The following is a 25143-nucleotide window of genomic DNA, read 5'->3' as shown; positions in this document are numbered from 1 at the left end:
CAATGGCTTCTGTCCTTATTTTACCAGCGCATCCTCGGTATTTTCATCGAAGCCAAGGAAACCGCCCGACTGACGAGCCCATAGACTTGCATAAATGCCGCCGAGCGCCACAAGTTCCTCATGCGTGCCGTCTTCGACGATGCGCCCCTTGTCCATAACCACGAGGCGATCAAGTGCCGCGATGGTTGAAAGGCGGTGCGCGATGGCGATCACGGTCTTGCCTTCCATCAAGGTATTGAGGCTGTCCTGAATGGCCGCCTCGACTTCCGAATCGAGCGCCGAGGTGGCCTCGTCCAGAATGAGGATCGGCGCATCTTTCAGCATCACGCGCGCAATGGCAATGCGCTGGCGCTGTCCGCCCGAAAGCTTGACGCCGCGTTCGCCGACATGCGCATCCAGCCCCTGCCGTCCCTTCGGGTCGGTCAACAGCGGAATGAACTGGTCGGCCTGCGCCAGACGGATCGCCTGCTGCAACATTTCTTCTGTCGCATCCGGTCGCCCATACATGATGTTTTCGCGAACCGAACGGTGCAGAAGCGACGTATCCTGTGTCACCATGCCGATATTGGCGCGAAGTGAATCCTGCGTGACTTTGGAAATGTCCTGCCCGTCGATCAGAATGCGGCCCTTCTCCAGATCGTAGAAGCGCAACAGCAGATTGACCAGCGTGGACTTGCCCGCGCCGGACCGTCCGACGAGGCCCACTTTCTGGCCCGGCTGGATGGTGAGCGTGAGATTTTCGATAACCCCTTTGCCCTTGCCGTAATGGAAACCGATCTTGTCAAAGTCGAGCTCGCCTCGGGTCACATGCAATGCCGGTGCATTGGGAACGTCCACGACCTCATGCGAACGCGCAATCGTCGTGATCCCGTCCTCCACCGTGCCGATGTTTTCAAACAGGGCCGACATTTCCCACATGATCCATTGCGACATGCCGTTGAGGCGCAGCACCAGACCGATACCAACGGCAACGGCGCCGACAGTGATCGCTTCATTCATCCAGAGCTGGATGCCGATTGCGCCCACCGCAAACAGCAGAATGCAGTTCGCCATATAGAGCGTGAAATGAAACAATGTGATGAGCCGCATCTGCCGATGCACGGTGCCGAGGAAGCCATCGAGACTTTCCTTCACATATGATTCTTCCCGGCTTGAATGCGAGAAAAGCTTCACGGTTGCGATATTGGTATAGCTGTCGACGATACGCCCCGTCATCGACGAACGCGCATCGGCCTGCTGTTCCGAAATCACGCGCAGACGCGGAATGAAGACACGCAGCAATATGATGTAGACGACGAGCCAGACGGCAAACGGGATCATCAGTACCAGATCGGCAGACGCTGCGATGAACAGCGTGCCCGCGAAATAGACGATGACATAGTTGAGCACGTCCAGAAGCTTCATCACCGTTTCACGAACGGCGAGAGCAGTCTGCATCAGCTTGGTCGAGATACGTCCGGCAAACTCGTCCTGAAAGAACGCCATCGACTGGCGGATCAGGTAACGGTGCATCAGCCAGCGCACACGCATCGGATAATTGCCGAGCAATGTCTGGTGGATCAGCAGCGAATGGATCAGCACCACACCCGGCAGGCCGATCAGGACAACGCCCGCAATCAGCGCCAGCCGCCAGCCTTCATTGCTCAGGAATGTCTCGCGCGACTGGTGCGACAGCCAGTCGACAATATTGCCCATGAAGGCAAAGAGCGACACTTCTATCACGGCGATGAGCGTGGTGAAGATCGCCATGCCGATGATCCACGGCCATGCGCCGCGGGTATAATAAAGGCAAAAGGCTACCAGTCCGCGCGGGGGTTCGCGCGGCGGTTCTTCGGGATAGGCTTCGAGTCGTTTTTCAAACCATCTGAACATGGCGATCCTTTTACGGGCACCTTGCAAATTTTCCAAGACGGAGCAGGAACAAAACAGGAATATTTTCGTGATGCGAGAATAATTTTTTCTTGCGTGCGCCATCCTCGCCTACTGATATGTTGACGTGAGACGCGCAATCACTCTGAACGCTTGCAGCCATCGGATTTGTAAGCTACCCGCATCATATGGAACTGCGCGTCGCACTTTACCAGCCCGACATCCCCGGCAATACGGGAACCATCCTGCGTATGGCCGCATGCCTCGGCTTCGCGGTCGACCTGATCGAACCCGCCGGTTTCGACATTTCCGACCGCTCCCTGAAGCGCGCCGGAATGGACTATCTGGAGCAGGCCGCCCTCACCCGTCATCCGGATTGGCGTCACTTCGAAGCCTGGCGCTTGCAGGCCGGACGCCGCATCGTGTTGCTGTCCACCAAGGCAGCGATCCCCTATACGGATTACCAGTTTCAGGAAAATGACATCCTGCTCTTCGGGCGCGAGTCGTCAGGCGTCCCCGACAATGTCCATGATTCCGCCGATGCACGGCTTCTGATCCCGATGATGCCCGGCACCAGATCGCTAAATCTTGCGGTTTCGGTTGCGATGACGGCAGGCGAAGCTCTGCGCCAGCGGAGGGAAATCGTCGATTCCCTCCGGCAGGAATGACACTTCAGGATTGCGCTTTGCGAAAGGACCGGCTTCGCAAGGCATCCCATCCCCCATCCGGTCTGAAAGGCTCGCTTCGTCCATGAACCTGTCTGTTCGCACACTCACTCTCGCTGCCTCCGCCGCTTCCCTGCTGGCAAGCGCTCCGGCCTTTGCCAAGGAAGCTTCCGCCATCGCGCCCAAGGTGATGGTCATCACCATGTTCGGCGAAGAAGCCAAGCCATGGTTTGAAGGCGAAAAATTCACGCAGAAGCTCAAGCTTCCGGGCCTGAGCCCCGAATATCCGGAGATCGACTGCACCGCCGAAGGCCTCTGCCATATGACCACGGCCATGGGCTTCGCCAATGCCGCAAGCGCGACGGCGGCCATGGCGCTGAGCGACAAGCTTGACCTCTCGCATACCTATTTCCTGATCGCGGGCATCGCCGGTGTCGACCCGAAACATGGCACGCTCGGATCGGCGCATTGGGCAAAATATTCCATCGATGCCAATCTGAACCACCGCATCGACATTCGTGAAGCGCCGGAAGGCTGGCCCACGGATTTCTTCGGCCTCGGCGCTGCAAAGCCCGGCGAAAAGCCGAAATGGGCCGCAGGCACGGAAGTGTTCGAACTGAACGGCAAGCTCGCCGATTACGCTCTGGCAACGACCAAGGACGTCGAACTTCTCGATAGCGACGCGGCGAAGGAATATCGCAAGCATTATACGCAGGAAGCGGCAACCGGCGCGCCCAAGGTCACGATCTGCGATACGGCATCGGGCGATACCTACTGGCACGGCGCGAAGCTCGGCGAAGCCATGACCGAATGGTCGAAGCTTCTGACCGACGGCAAGGCCGACTACTGCACCTCGCAGATGGAAGACAATGCCACCCTGACCGCGCTGAAGCGCGCTGCCGAAGCCGGTAAACTCGATTTTGACCGCATCGCATTGCTGCGCACCGCGTCGAACTTCGACCGTCAGGGCAAGGACCAGACGGCGGCTGAATCCCTCGCCGCAAATTCCGGCGGTTTCCCGCTCGCCACGACCAACGCCTATCGCGTCGGCAAGGCCTATGCCGACAGCATCATCCAGAACTGGAATGCCTGGGAAAAGGCACCGCAGACAGCAGGAAAATAAATTGCCAGTGGATTGAATTTGACGTTTGATACCCGTTCGATATTAATCCCGTTTCAAACGTCAAATTCGAAAAATCCACTAGATTTATAGGGTTACTGATCTGGCAATTTTGAAAATATAAATTGCCAGATCAATCATGGGATTGATTCAAAACATTATTAAAATTACTCCATCGCCATTACACGTTAATGTGATTGGAGACGAATATTGAAGAAATTTATATTTTCTATTTTTTTATACTGTATAAATTGCGGAATTGCCAATTCAGCAGATATTTTAGAACAAAAATATACGGGCGTAAACTATACAATTTCTGGCGGCATAGGATATTCCTGGATCAAGGCCGACGAAATAGTATATGACCAAGACGACAGAATAAGTCATCTTATCTGGAAGTCTCAGATGCCGGTTTTAAGCGGCAAGATAACAGCAGACATTGGTTCTGACGTTACATTCTCTGGCAACTTGAAAGTCGGTTTGCAGGGGAAAGGAAATATGCACGATTATGATTGGCTTTCCAATATTCGCGGTTTCCAGGGATATGATTTCGCCGACTGGACAGATCACTCTCAAAGCGAAACCGATTTGGACCGTTACATCAGCTTTGACGTCGCCCTGGGGCATAACTTCGTTATCAACCCCCAGAATACGCTGAATGTGCATGGAGGCTTTAAATATACGAATGTGAAATGGACGTCCTATGGTGGCGATTACGTCTATAGTTCACGATATTTTCGCGATACCGAGGGAACTTTTCCTAATGAGAAAGGAATAAGTTACGAACAGCGTTTGCCAGCGCTTTTCGTTGGTTCCGAATGGACCACGAAACTGAACCGTAGGTCGTTCAGCGCTCTCGGGCGCGCCGGTATGACCGTTTCCGGCAAGGATATCGATGATCACTGGATGCGCGATCTGCGTTTCATTGAAACGTTTGACGCTGCGCCATTCTTTGAACTTCAGGCGAACGTGTCCTATTCGTTCAACGAGCAAACAAGCCTTTTCGTCGCTGCCGGGTTTGAAAAGCATCTGAAAATGCGAGGCGATACCCAGATTATCGATCGCTCCGACAACACGCAGGACTTCATTTCCAATGGCGCCGGCGCTTCGTTTCAGGCAGCAACTGTATCAGCGGGCTTGAAGATAAAATTCTAGACCTTCATATTGGCTATTCTGAATAAACTCACCTTGAAATCAAAGCTCTCAATGTGAGATCGGACAGGTAACAGTATAACAAATCAAAAAACTATGCGCCCTCCGGTTTTGGCCAGGGGGCGGTTTCAACAAGCATCTAATTCGATTCTCTTTTCATCGATTTACCCAGTCAGGCTGAACCAGTTCTCTAATCTAGTCCGCAGTCGCAAGCCGGCGCATGGTAAACTCGATCACATCGTCCGGACGCTCGCACCAGCTTTCGATTTCTGTCCAGTAGGCTGCTTTCGGGAATGTTTCGAACCATTCGCGCGCTTTTTCACGCGCTGCCAGCCTCGGCAGGGTAAATGTCTCGCGAACGAAACCATCGCGCGGCATCCGGCTTTGCTTCAGGCCTTTCTGGGCGCGACTCTTCTGAAGCTGCTTGCGCAAGCCTTCGAGCGGTGGACGGGGCGGTGCTGCTGTCATGCTTTTGCCTCCAAACCCTGGGTAGAGAAAGATAAGGGAGCAGGTTAACAAAGACGAGTCTTTTCTTGGGGAGAGGGTCTATACTGCCCGGCGATCGCGCGCTTCGTGCTTTGCGCCAGCAGCGGACTTTGATAAGCCAAGAAGCAATAGTTCATCCATTTACCCTTGGCTGCCTGATACCGCCGACGATCCGGCAAACCGCGCCGGAAGGAAACAGACAATGCAACGCGACGAAATTCCAGCAATCATCCCCGCAGACATCGAAGAGAAGAAGCAGGCGGCACAGCACTGGTTCGAGGAACTGCGCGACCGCATCTGCGCAAGCTACGAACAACTTGAAGATGAATTGCAGGGCCCGCTTTCTGATCGTGAGCCCGGACGCTTCGTTCGCACCCCCTGGCAGAAGGACGAAGGTCGTGGCGGCGGCGGTGTCATGTCCATCATGCATGGCCGTGTCTTCGAAAAGGTCGGCGTGCATGTCTCGACTGTCTATGGCGAGTTCTCGCCGGAATTCCGCAAGCAGATTCCAGGTGCCGAGGAAGACCCGCGCTATTGGGCCAGCGGCATTTCGCTCATCGCCCATCCGCAGAACCCGAATGTGCCTGCCGTCCATATGAACACGCGCATGGTGGTGACGACGCGCCAATGGTTCGGTGGCGGTGCCGATCTGACGCCGGTTCTGGACAGCCGCCGCACGCAGGATGATCCCGATACGCTTGCCTTTCACAAGGCCTTCCGTTTCATCTGCGAGAAGCACAAGGATATTGTCGACTACCAACGCGTAAAGGACTGGTGCGACGAATATTTCTTCCTGCCGCATCGCAATGAACCGCGCGGCACCGGTGGCATCTTCTATGACTGGCTGCATTCGCCGGACGAAAAAGGCGGATGGGAGGCGGATTTCGCCTATACGCGCGATGTGGGACGCGGCTTCTCGGTCGTCTATCCGCATCTGGTGCGCCAGAACTTCAACAAGGACTGGACCGACGCGGATCGCAACGAACAGCTCATCCGCCGTGGCCGCTATGTCGAGTTCAACCTGCTTTACGATCGCGGCACGATCTTCGGCCTCAAGACCGGCGGCAATGTGAATTCCATCCTGTCTTCCATGCCGCCTGTGGTGAAGTGGCCTTAACGGTACTGAATGAAAAGGGCCGGAAAACCGGCCCTTTTTTATATGTTGAATGCAACATGATAGGTCACGTTGCCTTGCGGCATATCCGGCCCGAAGGCCAGACATTGGAAATATTCCGCTGGCGGACCCGGCAGTTTCAGCCGCTCATCGGCCTTGAAGCCGAAACGACCGTAATAGCCGGGATCACCCAGAAGAACGCAGCCTTTAGCTCCAGCCGCACGCAATTGCGCAAGGCCCTCGCGGATAAGCTTGCCGCCGATCCCCTCACCTTGCCTGTCTGGACTGACTGAAACAGGCCCAAGCCCGTACCAATCCTTGTCTTCGCCGCCGATCAGAACCGGCGAAAAAGCGATGTGCCCCAGAATTTCGCCTTTGTCTTCGGCAACCAGCGACAGAGTGAGCGCCGTTGCAGCGCGAAGCGCATCGACGATTTCTCCTTCCTTCTGGTTGCTGTAAGCCACGGTGCGGAATGCCTCATCCGTCAGGTGACGGATTTCAGCGGCATCTTCAGACGTTTCCTTGCGAATATGCATGACGCTCTCCTTCACCGGTTGTTGAGCTGAGCGCGAACATTTTCGCGCCCTTTGAACGAGATGCGATAAGGACTACCCATTCGGGATTCGATCAGTCGCTTACGGCGCAACTGCTGGAAAATTGCCATCGTGCAATCGGAAAGCAGATAGCCTTCACGGGTAAAGCATTCGATTTCGCAGATACGTCCGTCTTCGCGCAGATGGCGGATGTAACCGCCCTGCGCCAGCACGTGCAAGACGCGCTGTTCCATGCGTGAGATATTCATTGTTGTTCATGCCTGGATGGAAACCATGACAAGCACCGGCTCTCGCGGATGGTGAACCATCCACGGCCAATGCCGTTTCCGCTCCTGAACACTGCCCGTCAGGCGCTTTCAGCACCTGCCATCTCGCAGCTAGTTCGGAACGATCAAAGGCTTCCTACAATCCCTAGCATCAACAATTCCTCTTCAATGCATTTCCGGCAAAAGCGCTAATCTGTTTTGCGCCTCGAAATGCGTGGAGTAAGACAAGAAGGCCCACAAGCCCTCTGTCGGATCATCTACGATCACATTCGCCAGAAGTCAAACCGTTCAGGCTTTCGGCTGGTTGCGAAGCCTTTCTGCTTCCGCATAGAATTTCTTTTCCCACTCATTGTGGTTATCGAGTCCCTCCTTGATGAAGGGCGTGAAGATCGCAAGATTCATCAGGCACCAGTTGACGAAACGCGCCGGGAACTTGAGCGGCTTCACGAAATCGACGAAAAGGACCACGCGTGTCTTGTCGGTGTGGTTCCACGCCTCATGCTCATAGGCATCGTCGAAGATCAGCACCTTGCCTTCCTGCCAATGACAGACCTGATTGTCCACGCGGATGGCAAGCTGGTCATTCGGTTCCGGCACGATGAGACCAAGATGCAGGCGCAGCACGCCATTATAAGGCCCGCGATGCGGCGGCAGATGCTTGCCCGGTTCAAAGATGGAGAACATTGCCGTCGTCAGGCCGGGGATCTTGTTGACGATACGCCAGGTTTCCGGGCAGGCCTTGATGTTCTGTTCCGACTTCACGCCGAAACCAAGCAGGAAGAATGTCTTCCAGCGATTATCGGTCGAGATCGTCTTCACATCGGTCGAAATATCCTGAAAGGAAGGCAGCTCGCTCTGACGCAGCAGAACCGTATCCAGCTCCTTGCGGATGGCAGGCCATTCCTTCTCGATCTCGGCGGACCAGGGGAAAGTCGCATTGTCATAGACCGGCGGATTGCCGAGCTTGGCATATTTCAGATTGAGACCTTCAGCCCAGGATACGATCCCCATGAAGAAACGGGTGATCGGGCTTGGCCGGTCCATGGCGGCGATGCCTTCGGTACCAAACTTCTGCTTCGGATCGGTCGCTGCCTTGTCTTGTATCGATGTATCGGGATTGGACATCTCATATTCTTTCAAAACGCGCGCTGAAAAGTCTTCATTGCCTATATTGGGCCTGTTTTGTCCCAAAACCGGTTCCCACTTTTGGGAAACATGCTCCCGCTATAAAGCGATGAAACTACGGCTGAAATTTGCAAGCAAGCCACTAGCTATTCATTTTCAGGGCATTTCCCACAAAAGTGAGACACGGTTTTGTGTTCGGAAATGCCTGGGAAAAAACGGTTAGAGCGGAACCGCTCTAACCGCGATCAAGTTTGTCCAGAAGCGTGGCACGGTCAAGACTAAAACCGGAGTCAATCCAGAAAGTTTCGAGAGATCGCAATGTTTCTCCGAGGCCCGGCCCTTTTTCAATGCCCTGAGCCAGAAGATCGCTGCCGGTGACGGGGAAAACAGGCGCATCATAATGTTCGGCGGCATCGAGAAGACGCGCGAAACCACCAGCGCGGATCATTGCATCGTCGCTGCCTGCGGCATCGGCTCGCGCCGCCGCATAGGCCAGACGAATGCGATCAAGCACAGCCTGCTTGCTGCCGCGATAGATGGTTTTCTTCAACGCTTGTTCTGAAAGCTCGGGTTTGACAGCGTCGGCCCGTGCCCAGGCTTCAAACCGCGCCCTTTCCGCATTGGACATCTTCAGACGCTTGCCCATCTCTTCCATCCGCACGCTATCGGGCGGAATGATGCTCTCAAGTCGCAGCAGCGGATCGGGTTGCCAGCCAAGATCGGCCTCGGTCCGCACCAGCCCATGAATGGCGTCGATACCCCATTTCTCGCTTTCAGGCAGAATGAAATTCAAGACACCGGCCTGTCGCATCCACAAAAGCGCGCGCGACGGATCGGGGGCAGACAGGAGCTTCTTCAGCTCCGACCAGACCCGCTCGGCGGAAAGCTGTGAAAGACCGTCCTTCAATCGTGCGCTGGCGCGCAAGCCGTCGGCCTCGGGCCTTCCCGAACCATACCAGGCGAAAAAGCGGAAGAAACGCAGGATGCGCAGGTAATCCTCGCGAATGCGCTGTTCCGCATCGCCGATGAAGCGCAGCGTCCGGCTCTCGATATCGGCAAGCCCGCCGACATCATCGATAACCGTGCCATCGGCCGTCACATAAAGCGCATTGATGGTAAAGTCGCGCCGTTCCGCATCAGCTTTCCAGTCGGTGCCGAAGGCGACCTTGGCATGGCGGCCATTGGTCTCGATATCCTGGCGCAGCGTGGTGACCTCGAACGGATGCCCCTGCACGACGACAGTAATCGTGCCATGCTCGATGCCGGTCGGCACCGGCTTGAAACCGGCTTCCGTCGCAAGCCGCACGGTTTCTTCCGGCAGATGCGTCGTTGCCAGATCGACATCGCTCACCTTGGTGCCAAGTAACGTGTTGCGCACAGCGCCACCCACAACACGCGCCTCGCCGCCATCACGGTTCAGCGCCTTGAACAGGGCTTGCAACGGCTTTGCTTTCAGCCAATCCGCCTTGCCGGAAATATTCATACTCTCGCTCAAACGTAGAGCCTTTCATAAAGTCCGCGAATGATACCGGCGGTTGCCCCCCAGATGAATCGCTCGTGATAGGGCATGGCGTAATAGAAGCGTTCCTTGCCGTTGAACAGCCGGCTTTCACGCCGATGGTTCTCCGGGTTCATCAGGAAGGAAAGCGGCACCTCGAAAATATCGGCAACTTCATCCGGGTTGGGATGCACGTCGAACGGCGTTTTCACCACCGCCAGAATGGGCGTGATCGAGAACCCGCTGCCGGTGAGATAACGCGGCAGATTGCCAATGATCTCGGCGCGATCCGCCGCAAGCCCGATTTCCTCATTCGCCTCGCGAAGGGCCGCCCGTTCCGCCGTGCCATCCTCCGGGTCGATTGCGCCGCCCGGAAAGGCGATCTGGCCGGAATGCTTGCGCAGCGTATCGGTGCGCTGCGTCAGAAGAAGTGTAGCTTCCGACCCGCGATCCACCACCGGCACAAGAACGGCGGCGTCGCGCATCTTCGCCATCGTCATTAATTGTGTAATATCGGGATTAAGCGAATGATCGCCAATCAGATCATCCTGGTTAGGGCGCCACTGCCGAACCCGCTCGGCAAAATCACCGGCTGAAAAGGCTGGGAATTCTTTCATTGCAGTGCAGCCTCCAGTGCATCGGACGCCATGATCGGAAAGACCACACCGCCAGAGCGAACCGCAAATGTCGGCACGCCGTCGATTTCGATTTCTTCGCCCAACGCCACCAGATCATACATGACGGCCCGTGCGATCAACGCCTCCAGCCGTCCGCGAACCAATATATAGGGCTTGAGACCACCGCTTGTCTGCTCGATTACGAAGCGCAGGGGGTGCTGCGCCTCGGCGGCCACGACGTCACCCACATTGGTGCGGAATGTCAGCACTTGCGCCTCGCCTTCGCCAGACACTTCCATCTCCACCGCAACAAAATGTGCGTCCTCGACACGGATACCGACTTTTTCCACCGGCGTTACGAGATAGGTCCGGCCATCGTCATCCTTGCGCAACACCGTTGAGAACAGCCGCACAAGCTGTTTGCGCCCAATCGGCGTACCCATATAGAACCAGGTGCCGTCCGCCTTGATTTCCATATCGAGATCGCCGCAAAAGTCCGGGTTCCAGCGCTCAACTGGCGGAATCCCGCGCTCTTTCGTTGCCGGACCGCTTTGCGCATCGGCATGGGCGCGCGCAATCAAGGCCTCCAGACCGCCGGTCGTCTCAGTGCTCCGCCCAATATTCCATAAGGAATCTTGCGGCGCGTCTTTGCCTTCAGGGGTGCTTTTTATCATCCGACTCGGTTATTCCTGCTCGAATGTGTTTAATATGCTCGAAGTCATGAAATAGTCACCGTTTCGCGGCTTGTCAGCACTATATGCGATTTATAAGGCACTTCCGCCAGAGCGGTCATATTGCGAGGTCCACATGAGCGTTATCGTTACGCCTGAAACCGCCAATCCCGAACAGATCGTCGCGGAGGCCGAACGGGCGCTCGCAGACATCGCACGCATCAAGGAAAGCGTCGGGACTGTGATCTTCGGTCAGGAAAACGTGATCGAGCGCACGCTCGTCGCCGTTCTGGCTGGCGGGCACGCCTTGCTGGTCGGCGTACCGGGTCTCGCCAAGACCAAGCTGGTCGAAACTCTGGGCACCGTGCTTGGCCTTTCCGGCCAGCGCATCCAGTTCACGCCCGACCTGATGCCATCCGACATCATCGGCTCGGAAGTCATGGAACAGGATGCCGACGGGCGGCGCTCGTTCCGCTATCTCAAGGGCCCGATCTTCGCGCAGCTCCTGATGGCCGACGAAATCAACCGCGCCAGCCCACGCACGCAGTCTGCGCTGCTACAGGCAATGCAGGAATATCACGTCACCGTCGCCGGCCAGCGTTACGATCTCCCGGCACCGTTTCATGTGCTTGCGACGCAAAACCCGCTGGAGCAGGAAGGCACCTATCCGCTGCCGGAAGCCCAGTTGGACCGCTTCCTGATGCAGATCGACATCCTCTATCCGGAACTGGATGCGGAACGCCGCATTCTTCTGGAAACAACTGGCGTTTCCGAGGCCAAGGCCTATGAGATCATCAACGCCGAACGGCTGATCGAAATGCAGACTTTGGTGCGACGTATGCCGGTGTCGGAAAGCGTCGTGGAAGCAATCCTCAAGCTGGTGCGCTCCGCAAGACCCGACGCCGACAACGACCATGCGAAGAAGCATATTGCCTGGGGCCCCGGCCCACGCGCCAGTCAGGCGCTGATGTTGTGCGCCCGCGCCCGCGCGCTTTATGAAGGCCGCCTTGCCCCATCCGTCGATGACGTGAAAGCGCTGGCCGAGCCAGTCCTTCAGCACCGCATGGCGCTCAACTTTGCTGCACGCGCCGATGGCATGCATATTCGTGACGTCATCGCCAATCTGGTAAAGGCTGCCGTCTGATGGTCATTGGCGCAGAAGTTTCCACCGCAGATCGCAAGGAGACACTTGCTCGCGCCCGTGCGCGGGCAGCAGCCATCCCCGATCTGCTGGTTGAAGCTCAGCGCGTGGTCAACACCGTCATGAACGGCTGGCACGGACGGCGCAAACGCGGTCCCGGCGAAAATTTCTGGCAGTTCCGTCCCTATGTGGACGGCGAATCCCTTTCCCGCATCGACTGGCGGCGTTCCGCGCGCGACGATCATACCTATGTCCGCGACCGCGAATGGGAATCCGCCCATACGGTCTGGCTCTGGTGCGATTTCTCGCCCTCGATGCTCTATCGCTCGCAGCTTGCGCCCGCATCCAAGGAAGCGCGTTCGCTCGTGCTGACGCTCGCTCTTGCCGAACTTCTGTCGCGCTCCGGCGAACGCATTGCCTTTCCGGCGCTGATCCAGCCTTTTTCGGCCCGCAACGGCGCCGAACGTCTGGCAGCAGCGCTGATGCACGAAACGCCGGTTGCGGCGCTGCCGGACATCGGGCAGATCCGCCGCTTTTCCGAAGTCGTCCTCGTATCGGATTTCCTGCATCCGTTCGATGAACTGACCGATCTTCTCAACCGTCTGGCGCAGCGCGGTGTCCGCGCGCATCTGGTGGAAGTTGCCGATCCGGCAGAAGAAACATTTCCCTATTCGGGCCGCACCGAGTTCCGCGATCCGGAAACCGGCGCCACACTCGTCGCCGGTCGGGCCGAAACCTATGCGGACGACTATCGCCGCCTCTACATTGCGCGCCGTGAAACCCTGTCGGATTTCTGCAAACGGCTCGGCTGGAGCTATACGGTTCACCGGACAGACAGGCCGACGGCGGAAGCACTGGCACGGCTTCACGATGCCCTGAGCGCAACAGGGAGCAGCGCAATGGCGACTGGCGCCAAGGGAAGCAGCACATGAATTTTCTGCCGCTCGCCTTCGGTTCGCCGCTCATCCTCGCCGGGCTGATCGCCCTGCCGGTCATCTGGTGGCTTTTGCGCATGACGCCGCCGCGTCCGCAGGAGGAAACCTTTCCGCCGCTTCGCATTCTGGCGCAGGTGTTCAAGCGCGAGGAAGTGCCGTCGAAAAGTCCATGGTGGATGACGCTGCTGCGGCTGCTGATTGCCGCGCTCGTCATTCTCGCACTTGCCTCGCCGGTCTGGAATCCGCGTCCGGTCGCACTGTCCGGCAAGGAGCCGCTTGCCATTGTTGTCGACAATGGCTGGGCTTCCGCCGAGGACTGGCAACAGCGGGTCAATGCTGCCGAAAAACTCATCTCCGATGCAGAAGGGACCGCTGCGCCGATCTACATCGTGGGTTCAGCGGAACCAGCCAATGCCGAAATCGGCCCCTATGACGGCAAGGGCGCTGCCGAGCGACTTCAGGCGCTGGAGCCGCGCCCCATCCCGGTTGATCGCAAGTCGGCAATGGAACGACTGGCTTCCACCTTGCCCGCCGATACAAAGGTCCGCCTTGCCTTCATGAGCGACGGGCTGGCATCACCTGATGATGCGGAAACCTTTGCGGAACTGGACAAGTCGGGGCATCTCGCCTCCGTTCTCTGGTATGGCGCGAACCTCAGCCGCACCTTTGCAATGACAGGCATAGACAACAAGGCTGACAGTCTGGAAGCCGTCGCCATCCGCCCGGAAGGTGTATCTGCTCCGCGCACGCTCACTGCTGCTGCCTATGACGACAAGGGACGTCGCATCGCTGAAGCGCCGCTTTCCTTCGCGCTTGGAAGCGCAGAAGGCACTGCACGCTTCAACCTGCCGGTGGAGCTTCGCAATGATTTCCGCCTGATCCGCGTGGACGGCATTGAACAGGCAGGTGCAACACGGCTGATCGATGCGGGATCGGAACGGCGCACAGTCGGCCTTATCGCCAGCGGTGACGGCGATCTGGCGCAGCCCCTTCTCTCGCCGCTGCATTATATTTCCCGCGCGCTTTCGCCCTATGTCAATCTGATCGAACCGCGCTCCGCCGATCTGCTGCAATCCGTGCCGGAAGTGCTGGATGCAAAGCCGTCGATCCTCATCATGGCCGATATCGGCACGCTGCCGCAGCCTGTCACCGAACAGCTTTCCAAGTGGATCGAGGACGGCGGCACGCTGGTGCGGTTTGCAGGTCCGCGTCTTGCCGGTGCCAGCGACAATGATCCGCTGCTGCCGGTGAAATTGCGCAAGGGCGAACGCGCGCTTGGCGGCACGTTATCGTGGTCGGAACCGCAGAAGCTGCGCATTTTCCCCGACAAGGGACCTTTTGCCGGTCTGACCGTCCCCGATGATGTGACCGTCACCCGGCAGGTTCTTGCCGAGCCGTCGTTCGATCTTAACGACAAGGCTTACGCCGTTCTTCAGGACGGAACGCCGCTTGTGACCGGCGAACAGCGCGGACGCGGCAATATCGTATTGTTCCACATCTCTCCCGATGCCAGTTGGTCGAGCCTGCCTATTTCAGGTTCATTCGTGGAAATGCTGCGCCGCATCGTGTCGCTGTCACAGAGAACCGGCGCGCAGGAAAATCAGGTTTCGGTCTCGCTGCCGCCCTACCAGCTCCTTTCGGCTTCCGGTGCGCTGACCCCGCCCACATCCGAGGCGAAGCCGCTCATCGTCGAAAAGGACAAGCAGTCCAGCGTCAGCATCAACACGCCGCCCGGTTTTTATGGCAATGAGGACGGTTTGAAAGCGCTCAACATCTTTGAAGGTGCGAACATCAAGCTGCAACCGATTGCCCAGCCGACGCTATCCATCGGAATAACGCCCGCCTCCTACACATCGGACCAGTCGATCTCGCTGGCGGGACCGTTCTTTGCGGTCGCCGCGATGCTTCTCGCACTCGATACGCTTTTGATGCTGTGGCTGCGCGGTGCCTTCCGACGCCGCATGAAAGTGCGCGCCAAGGCAGCGGGAATAGCCATTCTGCTGGCCGGTTCTCTCGCCTTCAACCTTCTTCCTTTCGGAATAGGCGAAGCACAGGCTCAGACTCAGGCACAATCCCAGTCTGGGGCTCAAGAGCAGGTGCATGACGACAGCAAGCCTGGAGACGAGGCGATCATCAACTCCGTCTCGCAGACGCATCTTGCCTATGTCATCACCGGCAGCGCCCAGACCGACGACATCAGCAAGGCAGGCATGCGGGGCTTGAGCTTCGCGCTGATGGACAAGACCGCGCTCGAACCGGGCGACCCTGTCGGCGTCGATCCCGCCAAGGATGAGCTGGCCTTTTATCCGCTGATCTACTGGCCTATCGACCCGCAAGCGCCGATGCCAAGCCCGGAAGCGATTGCCAAGGTCGATGCCTATATGCAGCAGGGCGGCACCGTGCTTTTCGACACGCGCGACCAGTTGCAGGCCGGAGCCAGTCTTGATCCGTCCGCCTCACCCGCCAACCAGCGCCTGCGCGCCATTCTCGATGGCATGAACGTTCCGCCGCTGGAACCCGTGCCCGACGATCATGTGCTGACCAAATCCTTCTTCATCATGCCGGATTTCCCCGGTCGCTATGAAGGAAGCCCGCTCTGGGTCGAGGCCTCGACACCAAACGCCTCGCCCCGGGAACGCCCCGTGCGCACCGGCGACGGCGTGACGCCGATCATGATTACTGCCAATGATTTCGCAGGCGCATGGGCCGTGGATGAGCAAGGCAATCCGCTGCTTCCGACCGTGCCGAACGACCCGATGCAGCGCATCTATGCCATTCGCGGCGGTGTGAACATCGTGATGTATATGCTGACCGGCAACTACAAGTCCGATCAGGTCCACGCCAAGGACCTCATCGAGCGGCTGGGGAACTAGCATGATGTTTTGCAGCCACGTCATCGCCCAATCCCGCTTCTCTTTTCCCCTGATCGTGAACGCGAACGGCGGTAAGAGGTGAGAATGAATATCGAATTCGAACCGTTCCTCTCCACGCCCTGGCTGATTGCCGTTCTCGTGCCGCTGGCATTGCTGGTTCTGGCCACGATTGCGTTGCGGATGCGTGGCGGGCTGATCCGCCTTCTGGCTGCGGCGGCACTTGCACTCGCTCTTTTCAATCCCGTCATTATCAATGAAGAACGCGAACCGCTGAAAAGCGTGGTCTCGGTGGTGGTGGATCGCAGCCAGAGCCAGGAACTCGGCAGCCGCCGTGCCGACACTGATGCCGCCTTGAAGGCGGTTCAGGACCAGCTTGCAGCCATGCCGCAGTTTGAAACCCGCGTGGTGGAAGCAGGCAAGCCCGGCGAAAACGAAGACGGTTATGCAACCCGGCTTTTCGGGCCGCTGGCGCGTTCGCTTCTCGATGTGCCGCCCTCCCGCGTCGCGGGCGCGATCATGATTACCGACGGCCAGGTCCACGATATTCCCGCCAACAAGAATGCACTCGGCTTCGATGCGCCGCTGCATAGTCTTGTGACCGGCAAGCCGGACGAATTCGACCGCCGCATCCGCTTCAACAAGGCGCCGCGCTATGGCATCAGCGGCAAGCCGCTCGAAATGTCGTTTACGGTGATCGATGAAGGCAAGAACCTCGGCAGCCCTGCGCCGGTCGAAATCCGCGTCAATGGCGAAACCGTCAGCGAGGAAGAAGCGCGGGTCGGGCAGGAAACGCCCGTCACCATCACCCTGCCGCGCGCCGGTGTGAACATTGTCGAAATTACCACGCCAGCGCTTCCCGGTGAAGTAACCGACGCCAACAATCGCGCTGTCGCGACCGTGGACGGCGTTCGCGAGAACCTGCGCGTACTGCTCGTCTCCGGTGAGCCGCACAATGGCGAACGCACATGGCGCAACCTGCTGAAATCCGATGCTGCTGTCGATCTCGTCCACTTCACCATTTTGCGCCCGCCGGAAAAGCAGGACGGCACTCCGATCAACGAATTGTCGCTGATCGCATTCCCGACGCGTGAACTCTTCGTGGACAAGGTCAACGAGTTCGACCTCATTATCCTTGACCGCTACCAGCACCGTGATGTGCTGCCGCTCCTCTATTACGATTACATTGCGCAATATGTGGAGAATGGCGGTGCCTTGCTGGTCGCAGCCGGCCCGGAATATGCAGGCGAAATGTCGATTGCCCGTACGCCGCTTTATAGCGCCCTGCCCGCCATGCCGACCGGCGCGGTGACGGAAAAGGCGTTCTATCCGCGCCTCACGACGATCGGCAAACGCCACCCCGTCACGCGCGGCCTCGACGGCAGTGATCAGGAGCCGCCGCACTGGAGCCGCTGGTTCCGCACCATCGACATTACCGCGCCGCAGGGCGAAACCGTGATGAGCGGCGCAGACAACAAGCCATTGCTGGTTCTCAACCGCGTCGGAAAAGGCCGTGTCGGCATGTTCCTCTCCGATCAGGGCTGGCTCTGGGCGCGCGGTTTTGAAGGCGGCGGCCCCTATGCTTCGCTCTATCGCCGCATCGCGCATTGGCTGATGCAGGAGCCTGAACTGGAGGAAGAGGCGCTGACCGCCTCCGGCAATGGCCGCACGCTTTCCATCCGCCGCCAGACCATGGGCGACAATCCGGGTGTTGCAACCGTCACCACCCCATCCGGCAAGGAATTGCAGGTCAATCTTGCGCAAAGCAAGCCGGGCCTGTTCGAAGGTTCATTGCAGACGGACGAGATCGGCATCTTCCGGGTGAAAAATGGCGATCTGGAAGCACTGGCCCATGTGGGGCCGATCGATGCGCCCGAATTCGCAGACAGCATCTCCACGGTGGATCGCCTGAAGCCGCTCGCTGACGCGACCGGCGGCTCGGTCCATCGTGTACGGGCAAGCGCCGCGAGTTCGGTCCGGGTTCCCACGATTACCGCCATCAGTGGTAATCGTAGCGCCAGCGGCAATGACTGGATCGGCCTGCGTGAAACTGCGGATACGCAGTTGAAAAGCGTCAATCGCCTGCCGCTGTTCTCCGGCTTCCTGGCGCTTGGCCTGCTGCTCTTCGTCTTCGGCAGCATGTGGTATCGCGAAGGGCGGTAAACCGCGTTCGTCCGACGCCCTCATCCTGAGCTTGTCGAAGGATCAAGGGCGAGCGCCGGTTCAGTTCCCCTCTCCTTCGAGACGCCATCTGCGACGGCTCCTCAGGATGAGGGGAAAACAAGCGTCTCCGCTAACGTCCCAGACGAAATCAATCAGGCCTGATTGGCGTGGCGCACGATGCCACTGGCACCGTTCAGCGCGCCGGTTGCAAGTTCGCAGGCGAGCATCCGGCGCGGATCGACAGGCGCTGGCATGACCATCGAACCCGGCGCCACCATCTGGAACCCGAATGGACCGTAATAGGGCTCGTCGCCGACGAGGATGACCAGCTTGTGGCCAGCCTTCCGGGCTGCTTCCAGCGACATGCGCATCAGCTTGCCGCCAATACCCCGCTTCTTCCATTCAGGCCGTACAGCAAGCGGCCCGAGCAGAAGCGCAGGCGTCTTGCCGACCATAACCGGCGTCTGCCGCACAGACCCGACGACGATGCCGCCCATCAGCGCCACAAAGGAAAGATCGAGAGCATGCGGACCGCCTTCACGGATGAAATGCGCGGCACGAGTAAAGCGTCCCGGTCCGAAGGCCTCGGCATTGATGGCTTCGATTTCAATGTCGTGCGCCGGGCATTCCTGCGCGTAGGTCAGTTCAAGCTGCTGCATGGGGTTAGATCGCAATAGGAGAAGTCGGTGACCGTCAGGTCAATGGAATGCATTCCGCGCGCCGGGGCACGGTCCAAGTTTCATCGTCGGATGAAAAGCATTTCCATTAATCGTTCTCCTTGGCGGTCGGCGTCTGGATGACCGCAATTTGGAAGTTGCATTACACCAAAATGGACAGAGGTAAAACTATTTTTTTCAAAATGGCGGTTTTGACTGATCTTTTTGGAACCGTTACGCACTGTTCACGGCTTGCAGTGCTGCAAAATGGCGGCTCTCGCCCTATTCTCTTTCCAAAAGGAGAAATCGCATGGGACTTCTGGTTGATGGCAAGTGGCATGATGTCTGGTACGACACCGAAAGCACGAAAGGCCGCTTTGAACGTTCAAAATCGCAATTCCGCAACTGGGTGACCGCAGACGGCAGCGCCGGTCCGACCGGCGAAGGCGGCTTCAAGGCCGAGCCAGGTCGCTACCATCTCTACGTTTCATATGCCTGTCCGTGGGCCCACCGCACGCTGATCTTCCGCGCGCTGAAAGGGCTGGAAGACGTCATCTCGGTATCGGTCGTGGACTATCTGATGGCGGAAGAAGGCTGGACCTTCTACGGCACGACCGGCAGCACCGGCGATGCACTTTACGGTGCAAAGCGTTTGCATGAAATCTACACGCGTGCCGATCCGAACTATTCCGGTCGCGTCACCGTGCCGGTTCTGTGGGACAAAGAGCGCCAGACGATCGTGTCCAACGAATCATCGGAAATCATTCGCATGCTCAACACGGCCTTCGACAAATTCGGCGACGCATCGCTCGATTTCTATCCCGAAGTGCTACGCGGCGAAATCGATGCGCTCAACGACTTCATCTATCCCAATATCAACAACGGGGTTTATCGCGCCGGTTTCGCCACCGCACAGGAAGCCTATGAGGAAGCATTCGGGCAATTGTTCGCAGCGCTTGATTCGCTTGAGGATCGCCTTTCGCGGCAGCGCTATCTGACCGGCGAGCGCTTGACAGAAGCCGACTGGCGGCTGTTCACGACACTGTTGCGCTTCGATCCGGTCTATGTCGGCCATTTCAAGTGCAATCTGCGCCGTATTGCCGATTACCCGAACCTTTGGAATTACACGCGCGAACTCTATCAGGTGCCGGGCGTGGCCGCGACCGTGAACATGGAGCACATCAAGGGCCATTACTATCGCAGCCACAAGACGATCAATCCGACCGGCGTTGTACCGCTTGGACCGGAAATCGACTTCTCTGCACCGCATGACCGGGACCGGTTCCCGAAAGCCTGACCGGACCAACTGCGTTCTTCCTGCAACACTGTTGTTAGAACATCAGCACTCTCTCAAATCTCTTGCGCCCCTTTGATTTCGATCAATGGGGCGTTTCGTTGCGCGGTCCAGATTGCATGCATCACTACCCCAAGGCGAACAAGACTGACCACGACATAAGGAGAGAGAAGATGAACCGCTTCACGATGGGATTGCTGGCCGCAACCGCGCTGACCTTTGCCGCACCGGCAGCATTTGCTGCGGACGCCATCGTAGCCCAGCCTGCATCGGAAATTCAGGCCGTACCGGAAGCCCTGTCGCCATGGCAGATCCGCGTGCGCGCACTCGGCGTCATCCCCCAGAATTCCGGCTATGTGAACGGCGTTTCAGGTTCGGATCTCGACTATTCGAAGTCGATCACGCCTGAACTCGACATCACCTATTACTTCACTGACAATTTCGCAGCCGAACTGATTCTCGGCACGACCTATGCCAATATCAATGGCGCCGGTTCGATCGATGGATTGGGCAAGATCGGCAAGGCATGGATTCTGCCTCCGACCCTTACCCTGCAATACCACTTCACCAATTTCGGTGCCTTCAAGCCTTATGTCGGCGCGGGCGTGAACTACACCATGTTCTACAATCAGGATGCGACCGGCGTTGAATATCTCAAGGTCAAGAACGCATTCGGCGGCGCGCTGCAGATCGGCTTCGACTACATGCTCAACGAGCATTGGGGCGTGAACTTCGACGTCAAGAAGCTGTTCCTGGAGCCGAAGTTCGACGCCACCCTGATCGGCGGCACGGAAGTCAGCGGCAAGGCCAAGCTCAATCCATGGCTGATCGGTACGGGCATCACCTATCGCTTCTAAAATACCGCGAATTGCGGTGAAGGTGCAGCCAATGCGCCTTCACCAAAGCGGAAGCGGTTCCAGATCGTGAAGCGCTTCCTGCAAGCGCCGCTTGGTTGACGGCGTCGTCCCTTCCGGCAGATCGTCAAGAGGGAAGAACCCGCATTCGGCAATTTCCCGGTCCGGCAAACGCGGTGCCGTCTGTTCGAATTTCCTGCATATATAAAGCGCCACGTGGTCGCGCGGCGATGCATGCGCATTCTTGTAGAGCGCAAAAAGCTGCGGAGGGCCTTTCAGAACGATATTGGCCTCCTCGCGCAACTCCTTTTCCAGCGCCTGCCCGAAAGTCTCGCCGCGCTCGACACCTCCACCTGGCAACTGCCATCCGGGCACATAGGTATGCTTCACGAGAAAAACGGAATTCTTCTTTTTATCGAAGACAATTGCCCGGACGCCCAAGGTCATCGGACGTCGCATTAGAAAATAAGTATGAAATATGAAATGACGAAAGCGCATACCGTCTCTCCGCGAGGCAATATACCTACAGCATCGGCCCAAAAATCGGAATCGATTTTTTGGAAAGCACGATGCGTAGATTCAATAGTTTAGAGCAACCTTTGTGCATCCTTAAGGACGCACGGCGCTCTATCCCAAACAGCACAGACATCAACAAAAAGTCGCTAAAAAGGTTTCGGTTTCAAGCATTATCCAGTAAATGGGCTTAATGTTCCGTCTCGCCCATATCTCCGATATACACCTTTCGCCTCTGCCGCGCGTGCGATATCGCGAATTGGCATCGAAGCGTATCACCGGCTATATCAACTGGCTGCGCAATCGCAAAAACGCGATGCACGGAACCGTGCTGGACACTCTCATCGGCGATATGCAGGCGCAAAAGCCGGATCATATTGCGGTGACGGGCGATCTCGTCAATCTGGCGCTCAATCTCGAAATCGATATTGCCCATGACTGGTTGTCCAGATTGGGCAACCCCGACGATGTCTCGGTCGTTCCCGGCAATCACGATGCCTATGTTCCGGGCGCGCTCGACAAGTCGTGCCGCAAATGGGAACCCTGGATGCGCGGCGACGGAATCGACAATCATGGCAACCGCCCGCAATTTCCCTATATGCGCGTGCGCGGACCCGTTGCGCTGATCGGCGTTTCGTCAGCGCGTGCGACGGCCCCCTTCATGGCGAGCGGTGATTTCCGGTCTGCGCAGGGCAAGCGTCTGGCCGCAATGCTGGATGAAGCCGGTGCACGCGGGCTCTTCCGCATCGTGATGATCCATCACCCGCCGATCTATGGCGCAACGCCTGCCCATAAACGGCTTTATGGCATTCGCCGTTTCCAGAAGATCATACGCAAGCATGGCGCGGAACTGGTACTTCACGGCCATACGCATCTTATCACGCATTACGAGATCGACGGGCCAAACGGCAAGATTCCAGTTATCAGCGTCCCGTCTGCAAGCCAGAATTTCGGCGGCCACAAGCCTGCTGCCCGCTATAATATATTCAATATCGATAAACGGCCTGACGGCGGCTGGTCCTGCCTCATGGAAGAGCACGGCGTTTCCGATGCAACCGAGACAATAACCAAGCTCAACGAGCGCGTTCTTTATTGATGGCATTACAAAAACGGCGCCGAGGCGCCGTTTTCAATCCGGTTTCAAACACCCTTTTTGCGCTAGCGGTTGCGGAAGATGATGTTACACCCCTTCCGTGCTGACGCCTGTTCCAGAGCCTGCATTTCGCCCTTCAGACGGGCCACTTCAGCAGCCTTTGCTCCATCACCATTATTCAAGAACAGTGCTGGCCAGAACAGAACAAGCCCAACCCCCGTTGTTATTGTATCGCGCGTCGCAGCGGAGTTCTGTCTGCCGACGGCTGCCGCAGCGCTATAGGATAACCGCACGGCCTCTTCCTTCATCTGCGAACAGCTCTGGGAATTATATATATTGGTGGGAACATAGCTGGCAGAGATATTATCAGCGCGGGTGGCGCACCCAGAAATCAAAGCAAAACAAGACAATACGTATAAAGAACGTTTCATAAAAAAACTCATCATGAAAATTATAAGTAAGCAATAAAAGGCAGTAACAGTAAAATTGTGAAACTTTAAAGGCGGCACAAACCGTGCCGCCTTCGATTTATCGACGATACAGAATTATTTTGCGATGACGCGGTTGGCAGCCGAGACAATCGCTTCCAGCGAAGCACTGACGATATTGTCATTGATACCGGCGCCGAACAGCTTGCCGCCCGGATGAGCCATTTCGACATAGGAGATGGCCGAAGCATCCGAACCCTGCTGTAGCGAATGTTCGGAATAGTCGACGACGGACATCTTCACGCCGAGATATTTGGACAGCGCATCGACAAAACCGTCGATCGGTCCCGTTCCCTTGCCCTCGATATTTTTGGTCACGCCGTTATCGGTGATTTCGGCGGTCAGAATACGACGGCCCTTCTGTTCCGGATCGGGCATCGTGTGATGATCGACGAACTTGATGCGGGCATTCGGCTGCGTCACATAGAGCTGCTGGAACTCTTCGTGAATGCGCTTCGACGGCAGTTCCTTGCCTTCTTCATCCGTGATGTTCTGGATGATCTCGCGGAACTCGACCTGCAGGTTGCGTGGCAGGTTCAAGCCGTAATCCGCCTGCAGGATATAGGCGATACCGCCCTTGCCCGACTGCGAATTGATCCGGATGATCGCTTCGTAGGAACGGCCCACGTCCTGCGGGTCAATCGGCAGATAGGGCACTTCCCATATCGGCGAATTGGCCGTACGGCGTGCCTTCATGCCCTTGTTGATCGCATCCTGATGCGAGCCGGAGAAAGCCGTATAGACCAGTTCGCCGACATAAGGATGACGCTCGGCAATCTTCAACTGGTTCGAATATTCATAGACTTCCTTCATCCGGTTGATGTCGGTGCAGTCCAGTTCAGGGTCCACGCCCTGCGTGTACATGTTGAGCGCCAGCGTCACCACATCCACATTGCCCGTGCGTTCGCCATTGCCGAACAGCGTGCCTTCAACGCGGTCAGCGCCCGCCATCAAGCCCAATTCGGTAGCAGCAATGCCCGTGCCGCGGTCGTTATGCGGATGCAGCGAGATAATCAGGTTCTCGCGATTGTCGAGATTGCGGCACATCCATTCGATCTGGTCGGCATAGATGTTCGGCGTGTTCATCTCGACCGTCGAGGGCAGATTGACGATCAGCTTGTTATCAGCAGTCGGCTTCACGATCTCGATGACGGCATTGCAGATTTCCAGCGCGACATCCATTTCGGTGCCGGTAAAGCTTTCCGGCGAATACTGGAAGCGATAACCGCCACCTGCCTTCGCTGCCATATCCATAATCATCTTGGCTGCGTCGGTCGCGATCTGCTTGATACCGCCGACATCCTTGGCGAAGACCACGCGGCGCTGCAATTCACTGGTGGAGTTGTAGAAATGGATGATCGGCGACTTCGCGCCTTCCAGCGCTTCGAAAGTGCGCGTGATCAGCTCGGGACGGCACTGGACCAGAACCTGCAAATCCACTTCATCGGGAACATTGCCCTGTTCGATGGCCCAGCGGCAGAAGTCGAAATCCGTCTGCGAAGCGGACGGAAAGCCGATTTCGATTTCCGGGAAACCCATATCGACCAGCAGGCGGAACATGCGCTCCTTGCGGTCATGTCCCATGGGGTCGACCAAGGCCTGATTGCCGTCACGCAGATCGACCGAGCACCAGATCGGTGCCTTTTCGATACGCTTGGACGGCCAGGTGCGGTCATCGAGCTGCGGAACCGGGAAAGGCGAATATTTACTGCCTGCAATAGGCATGCCTTTGCGCTCGGAAGTGGATTTTGATTGTGGCGTGGCGACGGACTGATTCATTTTCGTTTCCTCCCGGCTTTCGACGGATTCAAGCCGTCAAGCGCGGATACTGCTGATCGATTATAAGGGTTTTCTGGAAAGGAGCACAGGCCTGCGACCGGAGATCGACCGCCGGACGCTCCTTTCAGCGAGCCCGGCGATCGCCGCTAAGGCCGAGGGTAAGAAGCGAGTTTAGAACGCAAACATCAACGCGCGCGCCGAAGGCGGCTGCGGAATGTTC

23 protein-coding genes are annotated in these 25143 nt (G+C 57.4%); 11 read left to right on the top strand and 12 right to left on the bottom strand.

Annotated elements, in window-relative coordinates:
• Positions 1-15 precede the first annotated feature (15 nt).
• Positions 16-1872, bottom strand: coding sequence for an ABC transporter ATP-binding protein (locus tag F9K91_RS13900; protein WP_151651957.1), 1857 nt, complete (start codon positions 1870-1872; stop codon positions 16-18).
• 185 nt (positions 1873-2057) lie between these two features.
• Here F9K91_RS13900 and F9K91_RS13895 point away from each other — a divergent pair, with 185 nt between their 5' ends.
• The 3 genes from F9K91_RS13895 (at position 2058) to F9K91_RS13885 (ending at position 4809) form a co-directional block, all read left to right on the top strand.
• The gene (locus tag F9K91_RS13895; protein ID WP_151651958.1) at positions 2058-2537 is read left to right on the top strand and encodes a tRNA (cytidine(34)-2'-O)-methyltransferase; all 480 of its coding nucleotides are present in this window, start codon (positions 2058-2060) and stop codon (positions 2535-2537) included.
• Positions 2538-2619: 82 nt separating this feature from the next.
• Positions 2620-3657 (top strand): purine-nucleoside phosphorylase, encoded by a 1038-nt coding sequence (locus tag F9K91_RS13890; RefSeq protein WP_151651959.1) that lies wholly within the window; start codon positions 2620-2622, stop codon positions 3655-3657.
• Positions 3658-3864: 207 nt separating this feature from the next.
• Positions 3865-4809 (top strand): omptin family outer membrane protease, encoded by a 945-nt coding sequence (locus F9K91_RS13885; protein WP_235912986.1) that lies wholly within the window; start codon positions 3865-3867, stop codon positions 4807-4809.
• A gap of 192 nt (positions 4810-5001) precedes the next feature.
• On the opposite strand, the gene F9K91_RS13880 is transcribed toward F9K91_RS13885, so the two are convergent.
• Positions 5002-5274, bottom strand: coding sequence for a hypothetical protein (locus F9K91_RS13880; RefSeq protein WP_010659602.1), 273 nt, complete (start codon positions 5272-5274; stop codon positions 5002-5004).
• A gap of 220 nt (positions 5275-5494) precedes the next feature.
• Between F9K91_RS13880 and hemF the strand changes: the two genes are divergently transcribed.
• Positions 5495-6409 carry an oxygen-dependent coproporphyrinogen oxidase gene (gene hemF, locus F9K91_RS13875; RefSeq protein WP_151556048.1) on the top strand — a complete coding sequence of 305 codons (915 nt, stop codon included), beginning with the start codon at positions 5495-5497 and terminating at the stop codon, positions 6407-6409.
• A 38-nt stretch (positions 6410-6447) separates the two neighbouring features.
• On the opposite strand, the gene F9K91_RS13870 is transcribed toward hemF, so the two are convergent.
• From F9K91_RS13870 to F9K91_RS13845, 6 genes are all read right to left on the bottom strand, one after another.
• A complete protein-coding gene (locus tag F9K91_RS13870; RefSeq protein ID WP_151678000.1) occupies positions 6448-6942 on the bottom strand; it encodes a GNAT family N-acetyltransferase in 495 nt (164 codons plus the stop codon).
• 11 nt (positions 6943-6953) lie between these two features.
• Positions 6954-7208: a YjhX family toxin gene (locus F9K91_RS13865; RefSeq protein ID WP_151556046.1), complete on the bottom strand. Its 255-nt coding sequence runs from the start codon at positions 7206-7208 to the stop codon at positions 6954-6956.
• A gap of 306 nt (positions 7209-7514) precedes the next feature.
• Entirely contained in the window at positions 7515-8351 is an 837-nt protein-coding gene (olsC, locus tag F9K91_RS13860) for an ornithine lipid ester-linked acyl 2-hydroxylase OlsC (RefSeq protein ID WP_151556045.1), read from the bottom strand.
• Positions 8352-8586: 235 nt separating this feature from the next.
• On the bottom strand, positions 8587-9846 hold the full coding sequence (locus tag F9K91_RS13855) for a CCA tRNA nucleotidyltransferase (protein ID WP_167522215.1): 1260 nt from the start codon (positions 9844-9846) through the stop codon (positions 8587-8589).
• Complete coding sequence (locus F9K91_RS13850) at positions 9843-10466, bottom strand: CoA pyrophosphatase (protein ID WP_151677999.1); 624 nt, start codon at positions 10464-10466, stop codon at positions 9843-9845. Before F9K91_RS13850 ends, F9K91_RS13855 begins: the two co-directional genes overlap by 4 nt.
• Entirely contained in the window at positions 10463-11140 is a 678-nt protein-coding gene (locus F9K91_RS13845; protein ID WP_151556043.1) for a DUF1285 domain-containing protein, read from the bottom strand. Before F9K91_RS13845 ends, F9K91_RS13850 begins: the two co-directional genes overlap by 4 nt.
• A gap of 133 nt (positions 11141-11273) precedes the next feature.
• Between F9K91_RS13845 and F9K91_RS13840 the strand changes: the two genes are divergently transcribed.
• The 4 genes from F9K91_RS13840 to F9K91_RS13825 all read left to right on the top strand — a co-directional run bounded on the left by F9K91_RS13840 (position 11274) and on the right by F9K91_RS13825 (position 18246).
• Positions 11274-12281, top strand: a complete 1008-nt coding sequence (locus tag F9K91_RS13840) for an AAA family ATPase (RefSeq protein WP_010659594.1) — start codon at positions 11274-11276, stop codon at positions 12279-12281.
• Positions 12281-13210, top strand: coding sequence for a DUF58 domain-containing protein (locus F9K91_RS13835; protein WP_151651963.1), 930 nt, complete (start codon positions 12281-12283; stop codon positions 13208-13210). The genes F9K91_RS13840 and F9K91_RS13835 overlap by 1 nt, the downstream gene beginning before the upstream one ends.
• Positions 13207-16086 (top strand): DUF4159 domain-containing protein, encoded by a 2880-nt coding sequence (locus tag F9K91_RS13830; RefSeq protein ID WP_151677998.1) that lies wholly within the window; start codon positions 13207-13209, stop codon positions 16084-16086. The genes F9K91_RS13835 and F9K91_RS13830 overlap by 4 nt, the downstream gene beginning before the upstream one ends.
• Positions 16087-16170: 84 nt before the next feature.
• Positions 16171-18246, top strand: a complete 2076-nt coding sequence (locus F9K91_RS13825; RefSeq protein WP_151677997.1) for a glutamine amidotransferase — start codon at positions 16171-16173, stop codon at positions 18244-18246.
• Between the two features lie 152 nt (positions 18247-18398).
• Here the strand turns inward: F9K91_RS13825 and F9K91_RS13820 are convergent, their stop codons facing one another.
• Positions 18399-18905: a GNAT family N-acetyltransferase gene (locus tag F9K91_RS13820; RefSeq protein WP_151556038.1), complete on the bottom strand. Its 507-nt coding sequence runs from the start codon at positions 18903-18905 to the stop codon at positions 18399-18401.
• A 307-nt stretch (positions 18906-19212) separates the two neighbouring features.
• Here F9K91_RS13820 and F9K91_RS13815 point away from each other — a divergent pair, with 307 nt between their 5' ends.
• Positions 19213-20199 (top strand): glutathione S-transferase family protein, encoded by a 987-nt coding sequence (locus F9K91_RS13815; protein ID WP_151677996.1) that lies wholly within the window; start codon positions 19213-19215, stop codon positions 20197-20199.
• Between the two features lie 170 nt (positions 20200-20369).
• Complete coding sequence (locus F9K91_RS13810) at positions 20370-21053, top strand: OmpW/AlkL family protein (RefSeq protein ID WP_151677995.1); 684 nt, start codon at positions 20370-20372, stop codon at positions 21051-21053.
• A 39-nt stretch (positions 21054-21092) separates the two neighbouring features.
• Here F9K91_RS13810 and F9K91_RS13805 read toward each other — a convergent pair whose 3' ends face one another.
• Positions 21093-21548 (bottom strand): NUDIX domain-containing protein, encoded by a 456-nt coding sequence (locus tag F9K91_RS13805; RefSeq protein WP_151677994.1) that lies wholly within the window; start codon positions 21546-21548, stop codon positions 21093-21095.
• A 208-nt stretch (positions 21549-21756) separates the two neighbouring features.
• Between F9K91_RS13805 and F9K91_RS13800 the strand changes: the two genes are divergently transcribed.
• The gene (locus F9K91_RS13800; RefSeq protein WP_151678025.1) at positions 21757-22659 is read left to right on the top strand and encodes a metallophosphoesterase family protein; all 903 of its coding nucleotides are present in this window, start codon (positions 21757-21759) and stop codon (positions 22657-22659) included.
• A 62-nt stretch (positions 22660-22721) separates the two neighbouring features.
• Here F9K91_RS13800 and F9K91_RS26340 read toward each other — a convergent pair whose 3' ends face one another.
• Positions 22722-22949, bottom strand: coding sequence for a hypothetical protein (locus F9K91_RS26340; RefSeq protein WP_235912984.1), 228 nt, complete (start codon positions 22947-22949; stop codon positions 22722-22724).
• A gap of 252 nt (positions 22950-23201) precedes the next feature.
• Positions 23202-24923 (bottom strand): 2-isopropylmalate synthase, encoded by a 1722-nt coding sequence (gene leuA, locus F9K91_RS13790; RefSeq protein WP_151677993.1) that lies wholly within the window; start codon positions 24921-24923, stop codon positions 23202-23204.
• Positions 24924-25143: the final 220 nt, after the last annotated feature.

This window comes from Brucella tritici (assembly GCF_008932295.1).
Taxonomy (GTDB): domain Bacteria; phylum Pseudomonadota; class Alphaproteobacteria; order Rhizobiales; family Rhizobiaceae; genus Brucella; species Brucella tritici.
This window is presented reverse-complemented; position numbering and strand designations above follow the sequence as displayed.